Below are 8,011 nucleotides of genomic sequence, written 5' to 3' on the forward strand. Positions count from 1 at the left end.
ATATGAGATTTTGAATATAAAAAAGCCTATCCGAAGACAGGCTGTATAGAGAAATCGAACCCGTAGCACGTCAATGTAGTATTCGATAAAGCATTAAATCTGGAAAATAGAGTTTCTCTTATTCTTTACTTTGCTCAGGATGTGGCGTTAAGCGAAGGTAAGGCGTGACAGCGGTATAACCTTTTGGAAAACGTTGCTTGATTTCTTCATCTTTCAGTGAAGGGACAATCACCACATCATCACCGTGCTGCCAGTTCGCAGGCGTGGCCACTTTATGTTTATCGGTGAGTTGAAGTGAATCCACCACACGCAAGATTTCATGGAAATTACGACCGGTCGATGCAGGATAAGTAATAATCAAACGGACTTTTTTGTTGGGATCAATGATCACTAAAGAACGAACTGTTAGCGTTTCGCTGGCATTCGGATGAATAAAGTCATACAGCTCAGAAACTTTGCGATCCTGATCGGCAATGATCGGGAAATTCACCGTAGTGTTCTGAGTTTCATTGATGTCTTTAATCCAGCCATGATGTGACTCCACATTATCGACCGACAAGGCAATCGCTTTAACACCACGTTTTGCAAACTCATCTTTAAGTTTTGCGGTATAGCCAAGTTCAGTCGTACATACCGGTGTATAGTCGGCAGGGTGTGAAAATAAAATGCCCCAGCTATCGCCCAGAAAGTCATAAAAATTAATTAGGCCTTCACTGGATTGCTGTTCAAAATTCGGTGCGGTATCGCCTAAACGTAAACTCATCTTTTTAGCCTCAATTGGTCTTTTAGTGTCGAGATAGGATTTAATATGAACCAATTTTTTTATGATTAAAAATAGTGTTTTTTGCTTTCTTTATGAGTAAATTGCATAAATGGGATATCCATCTATCCAGAAGCGCAAAAATCAGTCACTTAATTGACTATGTTGCACAGGGAAAATTTGCTACATTACTTTGCCTTAGATCTTAGGGCTAGAACTAAGGATCAGATTTTTTTAGCGGTTTTACAGCAAAACCCTTGTAGTTCAAATTTCTAGCACCATAATAACGACTAAGAACATATTCATTTGACAAGCAAGATTTAGAGAGTCTATTCATGTTGGCAAGTCTGATCGGAGGAATCTTCGGTACCAAAAATGAGCGCGAACTCAAACGCATGCGTAAAATCGTAGACAAGATTAATGTGCTCGAGCCGACGATATCTACCCTTAGCGATGCAGACTTATCTGCAAAAACTGAAGAATTCAAACAACGATATAATAAGGGTGAAACCCTCGATAAACTATTGCCTGAAGCATTTGCAGTCTGTCGTGAAGCCGCCAAGCGGGTGATGGGCATGCGTCATTATGACGTGCAGCTGATCGGTGGTATTACCTTGCACGAAGGTAAAATCGCAGAAATGCGTACCGGTGAAGGTAAAACCCTGATGGGTACTTTGGCCTGTTATCTGAATGCCATCAGTGGTCAGGGCGTGCATGTCATTACCGTGAACGATTACCTGGCGCAACGTGATGCCGAGTTAAACCGTCCATTATTCGAATTTTTGGGTCTAAGCATCGGCATTATTTATTCCATGCAAAATCCGATGGAAAAAGCGGAAGCTTATCGTGCCGACATTACGTATGGTACCAATAACGAATTTGGCTTTGATTACCTACGTGACAATATGGTGTTCTCGCTGGCTGAGAAAAAGCAGCGTGGTTTGACCTATGCGATTATCGATGAGGTCGATTCGATCCTGATTGATGAAGCACGTACCCCGTTGATTATTTCCGGTCAAAGTGAAGATTCTTCACAGCTTTATGCAGCCATCAATAATATTCCACCAAAATTACAGGCACAGAAAGAAGAGAAAGTGCCGGATGGCGGTCACTTCTGGATTGATGAAAAACAGCGTTCAGTTGAAATTACTGAAGTGGGTTTTGAAACCATTGAAAGTGAATTGATTGAAATGGGCTTGCTGGCAGAAGGCGAGAGCTTGTATTCAGCGTCGAACCTGAACCTGTTGCATCATGTCACTGCAGCGATCCGTGCCCATTATCTCTATCAACGCAATGTGCAATACATCATCAACGATGGTGAAGTGATTATTGTCGATGAAAATACCGGTCGTACCATGCCGGGACGTCGCTGGTCTGAAGGTTTGCATCAAGCCGTAGAAGCCAAAGAGGGTCTGGAAATCCAGCCGGAAAACCAGACTCTGGCAACCACAACCTTCCAGAACTATTTCCGTCTGTATAAAAAATTATCCGGTATGACCGGTACTGCTGATACTGAAGCAGCGGAAATGAAAGAAATTTATGGTCTGGATGTGGTGCTGATTCCGACCCACCGTCCAATGATTCGTCAAGACCATAACGATTTAATTTATTTAAATCGTGAAGGGAAATATAACGCGATTATTCAAGAAATTCAGCGTGTGCATGAAGCTGGTGTCGCACCAATTTTGATTGGTACAGCCACCATTGAAGCTTCTGAGATTCTGTCGGATAAGCTAAAAGCGGCAGGGATCCAGCATGAAGTACTGAATGCCAAACAGCACGAACGTGAAGCCGATATTATTGCGCAGGCCGGTGCGCCGCGTGCAGTGACGATTGCCACCAACATGGCCGGTCGTGGTACCGACATTTTGTTGGGTGGTAACTGGAAGGCGTTGCTGGCTAAAATTGAAAACCCGACTCCTGAAGATGAAACGCGTCTGAAAGCAGAATGGGATGTTAATCACCAGGCTGTGCTGGATTCAGGCGGTTTGCATATTATCGGTTCCGAGCGTCATGAATCACGCCGTATCGATAACCAGCTGCGTGGTCGTGCCGGTCGTCAAGGTGACCCGGGTGTATCGCGTTTCTATCTGTCACTTGAAGATGACTTGATGCGTATTTTTGCCGGTGATCGCGTAGTCGGCATGATGCGTGCCATGGGCTTGCAGGAAGATGAAGCGATTGAGCACAAAATGGTGTCTCGCTCGATTGAAAATGCGCAGCGTAAAGTGGAAGCACGTAACTTCGATATTCGTAAGAACTTGCTGAAATACGATGACGTGAATAACGAACAGCGTAAGATCATTTATAGTCAGCGTGATGACATTCTGGCGGAAAATTCACTGCAGGATTATATTGAAGAAATGATCCGTGAAGTGATGCAGGGTGTGATCGCCAACTATATTCCACCTGAATCGATTCATGACCAGTGGGATATTGAAGGTCTGGAACTGGCGCTACGTGAAGATCTTTCGATGGATCTTCCTATCGGGCAATGGCTGGAACAGGACCGTCGTCTGGATGAAGAAGCTTTGGTGGTTCGTATTACCGATGAAGTGCTGAACCGCTACCGTTCGCGTCGTGAACAAATGGGTGGGGAATCTGCAGCATCGCTTGAACGTCACTTTATGCTGAATTCTCTGGACCGTCATTGGAAAGAGCATCTGGCGGCTATGGATTACTTGCGTCAGGGTATTCATTTACGTGGTTATGCGCAGAAGAATCCGGAGCAGGAATACAAAAAAGAAGCTTATAACCTGTTTGTGAACATGCTGGGTACGATCAAATCCGATGTCGTGACAGATCTGTCACGCATCCACGTACCGACCCCTGAAGAGCTGGCGGAAATGGAAGCACAGCAGCAGGCACAGGCTGAGGCAATGCGTTTGCAGTTATCTCATGAAGAGTTTGACGGCTTGCTGGCAGGCGACCATGAGGTGACGACCGAGCAAAATGCTCAGGCCAATCCGGTAGCACCAGTCTTTGAAGCACCGGCAAGTCGTAATGCGCCTTGTCCATGTGGTTCAGGTCTGAAATACAAACAGTGTCATGGCAAGATCTAAACGCTATTAAAAATCAGAGCCCCATGGCTCTGATTTTTTTATGTATGAAGATTTTTCAGAAATTGAATACTGTTTGCAGTCTTAGGAATTAAATGCTATTTAATGGCTCATTCAACACCTCAAAGTGGAATAACCTGAATGAAAAAAGTATTAAAAACGCTCATAATTGCCGCTTTGGCAACGCCTGCCTTAAGTTTTGCACAAACTGCAGCGACCACAACAATTGATAAAGTTCAGCAAGCGGTGGGTACGACTACTGCTCAAGTACAACGTACCGATGCACAAGTGACTGTGGCAAGCCCACGTACCGGCATCCGTTATACCTTTGCCAATCAGAATCGTCCGATTGTGTTGCAGACCGCTGCGATTGCAGCTGCTAATGCGGCAAATGCAGACCGTATTGTTGCTACTAATCCTGCACTTTCTAGTGCAAGTCAACAACAAGCGAAACAGGCTTTACTAAGCGAATCTGGACAACTTGCACAAAATTAAAAATATCTTAATTTTAAAAACGTAGAAACCAGTCTTGATGACTGGTTTTTTATTGTGAAAACCCATAACAAATCTCAGGCTGGCTCAGGCTTTGGCTCGATTTTTTGTTGCAGATCAACTAAGCTGTATTTTTCTAAAACTTCAATATTGGACTTTAAAATGGCAGTTGGTGACGTATCTATGCCACAGATGCATGTGGTGAAAGGGGTTAAAATTGGTTCGGCTGAAGCCTATGTGCGCTATCAGAACCGACGTGACCTGGTGATATTTGAACTGGCTGCAGGCTCCAATGTTGCTGGAGTGTTTACCCAGAATGCCTTTTGTGCAGCACCTGTGCATGTATCTAAAGCCCATTTGCAAGCGGGAAATCCACGTTACCTGGTAATCAATACCGGCAATGCCAATGCAGGAACAGGTCCTACAGGCATGGCAAATGCAGAAGCCACCTGTGCCAAGTTAGCTGAACTTGCAGGCGTACAGGCTGCTGAAGTGTTGCCATTCTCGACTGGTGTGATTGGTGAGCAGCTTCCAATGGAGCGTTTGCTTACAGGTTTACAGCCTGCGCTGGATTCATTGCGTGATGATGCCTGGGGCGATGCAGCGACTGGAATCATGACCACAGATACCACTCCGAAAGGTGCGTCAGAACAGTTCGAGCTGGATGGTGTGACTTATACCATGACCGGTATTTCCAAAGGTGCAGGCATGATTCGCCCGAATATGGCGACCATGCTGGGCTATGTTGCGACGGATGCACCGATCAGCCGTGAACTGGTTCAACAGTTATTAACTGAAACAGTCAATGTATCGTTTAACCGTATTACAATTGATGGCGATACCTCAACTAATGACTCGTGTATTTTTATTGCCACAGGTCAGGCCGGTGGTGCTGAAATCACTTCGACTGAAGATCCACGTTATGCAGTGGTGCTAGACGTATTGACACGTACCATGAAGCGCCTTGCGCAACTGATTGTACGTGATGGTGAAGGTGCGACTAAATTCATTACCGTGACTGTAGAAGGTGGTGGCAATACTCAAGAGTGCTGCGATATTGCCTATAGCATTGCGCATTCACCGCTGGTCAAAACCGCAATCTTTGCTTCTGACCCAAACTGGGGCCGTATTCTGGCAGCGATTGGTTATGCCGGTGTGCCAAATTTAGACGTTGCAAAAATTCAGGTTTGGTTAGATGATGTACAAATCTGCAAAGATGGTGGTGCGGCAGCAGACTATACTGAAGCAGCCGGTGCACGTGTGATGGCCCAGGCTGAAATGACGATTCGTGTTGATCTTGGACGAGGTCAGGCAAAAGATACGGTTTATACCTGTGACCTGTCGTATGACTACGTAAAAATCAATGCAGATTATCGCTCATAATTCAGATTGTTTATAAAGCCTCCGTTGTGGGGCTTTTTTTATACTTAATGATTTTTAATGACTGGTCAAAAATAGCATTTCGCCAGAGATGACCGGGATGTAGGGTAAAAGGTTCATTGAATAGTGAACCATGAGGGTAGAGTAAGAGTTGTTATGAATGATGCGACCAAATTAATAGCCAATGAAGCTAAATCGATTGTGCAGGCGCATTTAGATCGTTTAGGTGTTCCACAAGAACATCAAATGAGCCAGCAGGAAAAATTGGACAAATTTGCACAGATCAAGGCAGAGCTGGAAAAACAGAATGCTGTTTTGGTGGCGCATTATTATTGTGATCCTGAAGTGCAAGAACTGGCTGAACTGACGGGGGGCTGTGTTTCCGATTCACTGGAAATGGCGCGTTTTGGTCGCGATCATCCAGCTTCAACGCTTGTGGTAGCTGGTGTGAAATTTATGGGCGAAACCTCTAAAATTCTTTCACCCAATAAAACCGTGCTGATGCCAACTTTGGAAGCGACCTGTTCACTGGACTTAGGTTGTCCTGTCGATGAGTTTACCGCTTTTTGCGATGCGCACCCGGATCATACCGTGGTGGTTTATGCCAACACGTCAGCGGCCGTGAAAGCCCGAGCCGATTGGGTCGTCACTTCAAGTTGTGCAGTGGAAATTATCGAACATCTGGACAGTCTGGGCGAAAAAATCATCTGGGCACCCGATCAGCATCTGGGTCGTTATATCCAGAAAAAAACCGGTGCAGAGATGTTGCTCTGGGATGGCGCCTGTATCGTGCATGAAGAATTCCGTTCACGCGGTATTGCCAATATGAAAGCGCTCTATCCAGATGCGGCAGTTCTGGTACATCCCGAATCACCGATGTCTGTGGTCGAGATTGCCGATGCGGTGGGTAGTACCTCACAATTAATTAAAGCAGCACAAACTTTGCCAAATCAGCGTTTAATCGTAGCTACTGATCGCGGTATTTTTTATAAAATGCAGCAGGCAGTGCCGGATAAAATTCTGATTGAAGCACCAACCGCAGGAGAGGGGGCAACTTGTCGTTCTTGTGCGCATTGTCCTTGGATGGCCATGAACGAGCTGGATGGTATCTTGCATGTGTTACAGCATAAAGATCAGGAAGTGCATGTCGATCCGGTACTTGCTGAACGAGCTAAACTGCCTCTAGATCGCATGCTGAACTTTAGTGCCGGACTAAAACGTTAAAATTTGTATAAAAAATGTCTGAAGCGATTGATAAATAAACGCTTGAAGCGTTTTTTCGGTTTTTTTTAAATATAGGTGTTGACGTCTCCGGGCGTCGCGCCTAGAATGCACACCGTACCGAACGATGTTCGATACGAAAGCTGAGATGAATCGGAGCATAGCACAGCCTGGTAGTGCACCTGGTTTGGGACCAGGGGGTCGTAGGTTCGAATCCTACTGCTCCGACCAATTCTTCAAGGCAAATGATGTTTGCATCAGTAACGCGCTTGTAGCTCAGTTGGATAGAGCATCCGCCTTCTAAGCGGATGGTCACAGGTTCGAATCCTGTCAGGCGCGCCATTTGGTCGCTTGATGTTAAGAATCAAAATGATGGTGGATGTAGCTCAGTTGGTAGAGCCCTGGATTGTGATTCCAGTTGTCGCGGGTTCGAATCCCGTCATTCACCCCAACTTTTAAAGTTGAAATCGGAGCATAGCACAGCCTGGTAGTGCACCTGGTTTGGGACCAGGGGGTCGTAGGTTCGAATCCTACTGCTCCGACCATCTCCTTCAAGATGGTCGAGATAAAAGATACCGCGTTAAGCGGTTTTTTTATGCCTGAAATTCAATGTGAATAAAAAATATACAATTGTTATCGGTGGCTATCATGATGAATGCTCGAATCCCTATTAAATTATTTTTCATCTAATAAAACTGTGCATTGAAGATTGCTTTCTTCTCGCATTGCTTCACTCTTAATTTTAATCATTCAACAATTTAACCAGAGTTTATCTATAGAGTGATTATCTTGTTGAATGGAATTTTAATGGATGGATGAGGATTATATTTTTAAAATGGGTAAGGGATTCCATAGTCAATCTATTTTATTAACTCATCTGTTGTGTTTGATCTGAAATAAAGACAATAAAAAATTTTTAGATAGATATAGCAATTAAATTAACTAGAAATACCCATTGATAAGTAAATAAACTAGGGTGTGTTGACACTTTTAGCTTAAAAAAATAGCGAAGTAGTAAAATCAAATCGCCAAACCCAATTTTACTATTCGCTATGCCTCGTACCATGCTGACAGATCAACACTGGCAAAAGTTGAAAGT

General features: G+C 44.5%; 5 protein-coding genes and 4 tRNA genes. 8 read left to right on the top strand and 1 reads right to left on the bottom strand.

Annotation, left to right across the window (positions count from 1 at the left end):
- Positions 1-118: 118 nt before the first annotated feature.
- Positions 119-763, bottom strand: coding sequence for a peroxiredoxin (locus tag FTV42_RS12400; protein ID WP_180038940.1), 645 nt, complete (start codon positions 761-763; stop codon positions 119-121).
- A 332-nt stretch (positions 764-1,095) separates the two neighbouring features.
- Here FTV42_RS12400 and secA point away from each other — a divergent pair, with 332 nt between their 5' ends.
- The 8 genes from secA to FTV42_RS12440 all read left to right on the top strand — a co-directional run bounded on the left by secA (position 1,096) and on the right by FTV42_RS12440 (position 7,457).
- On the top strand, positions 1,096-3,822 hold the full coding sequence (gene secA, locus FTV42_RS12405; RefSeq protein ID WP_004733777.1) for a preprotein translocase subunit SecA: 2,727 nt from the start codon (positions 1,096-1,098) through the stop codon (positions 3,820-3,822).
- A 138-nt stretch (positions 3,823-3,960) separates the two neighbouring features.
- The gene (locus tag FTV42_RS12410) at positions 3,961-4,314 is read left to right on the top strand and encodes a hypothetical protein (protein ID WP_005106111.1); all 354 of its coding nucleotides are present in this window, start codon (positions 3,961-3,963) and stop codon (positions 4,312-4,314) included.
- Between the two features lie 159 nt (positions 4,315-4,473).
- Positions 4,474-5,694, top strand: coding sequence for a bifunctional glutamate N-acetyltransferase/amino-acid acetyltransferase ArgJ (argJ, locus tag FTV42_RS12415; RefSeq protein ID WP_004281676.1), 1,221 nt, complete (start codon positions 4,474-4,476; stop codon positions 5,692-5,694).
- Positions 5,695-5,847: 153 nt separating this feature from the next.
- Positions 5,848-6,915 carry a quinolinate synthase NadA gene (gene nadA, locus FTV42_RS12420; RefSeq protein WP_180038941.1) on the top strand — a complete coding sequence of 356 codons (1,068 nt, stop codon included), beginning with the start codon at positions 5,848-5,850 and terminating at the stop codon, positions 6,913-6,915.
- 151 nt (positions 6,916-7,066) lie between these two features.
- A tRNA-Pro gene (locus FTV42_RS12425) sits at positions 7,067-7,143 on the top strand.
- Between the two features lie 34 nt (positions 7,144-7,177).
- Positions 7,178-7,254 (top strand) — tRNA-Arg (locus tag FTV42_RS12430).
- Positions 7,255-7,287: 33 nt separating this feature from the next.
- Positions 7,288-7,363: transfer RNA gene (locus FTV42_RS12435), tRNA-His, on the top strand.
- A gap of 17 nt (positions 7,364-7,380) precedes the next feature.
- A tRNA-Pro gene (locus FTV42_RS12440) sits at positions 7,381-7,457 on the top strand.
- Positions 7,458-8,011 lie beyond the last annotated feature (554 nt).

The organism is Acinetobacter sp. YH16052 (assembly GCF_013417155.1).
In the GTDB taxonomy this organism is placed as follows: domain Bacteria; phylum Pseudomonadota; class Gammaproteobacteria; order Pseudomonadales; family Moraxellaceae; genus Acinetobacter.

Coding starts and splice junctions, on each gene's coding strand:
- argJ (WP_004281676.1), top strand. CDS start 4,474: ATGGCAGTTGGTGACGTATCTATGCCACAGATGCATGTGGTGAAAGGG.
- nadA (WP_180038941.1), top strand. CDS start 5,848: ATGAATGATGCGACCAAATTAATAGCCAATGAAGCTAAATCGATTGTG.
- FTV42_RS12400 (WP_180038940.1), bottom strand. CDS start 763: ATGAGTTTACGTTTAGGCGATACCGCACCGAATTTTGAACAGCAATCC.
- FTV42_RS12410 (WP_005106111.1), top strand. CDS start 3,961: ATGAAAAAAGTATTAAAAACGCTCATAATTGCCGCTTTGGCAACGCCT.
- secA (WP_004733777.1), top strand. CDS start 1,096: ATGTTGGCAAGTCTGATCGGAGGAATCTTCGGTACCAAAAATGAGCGC.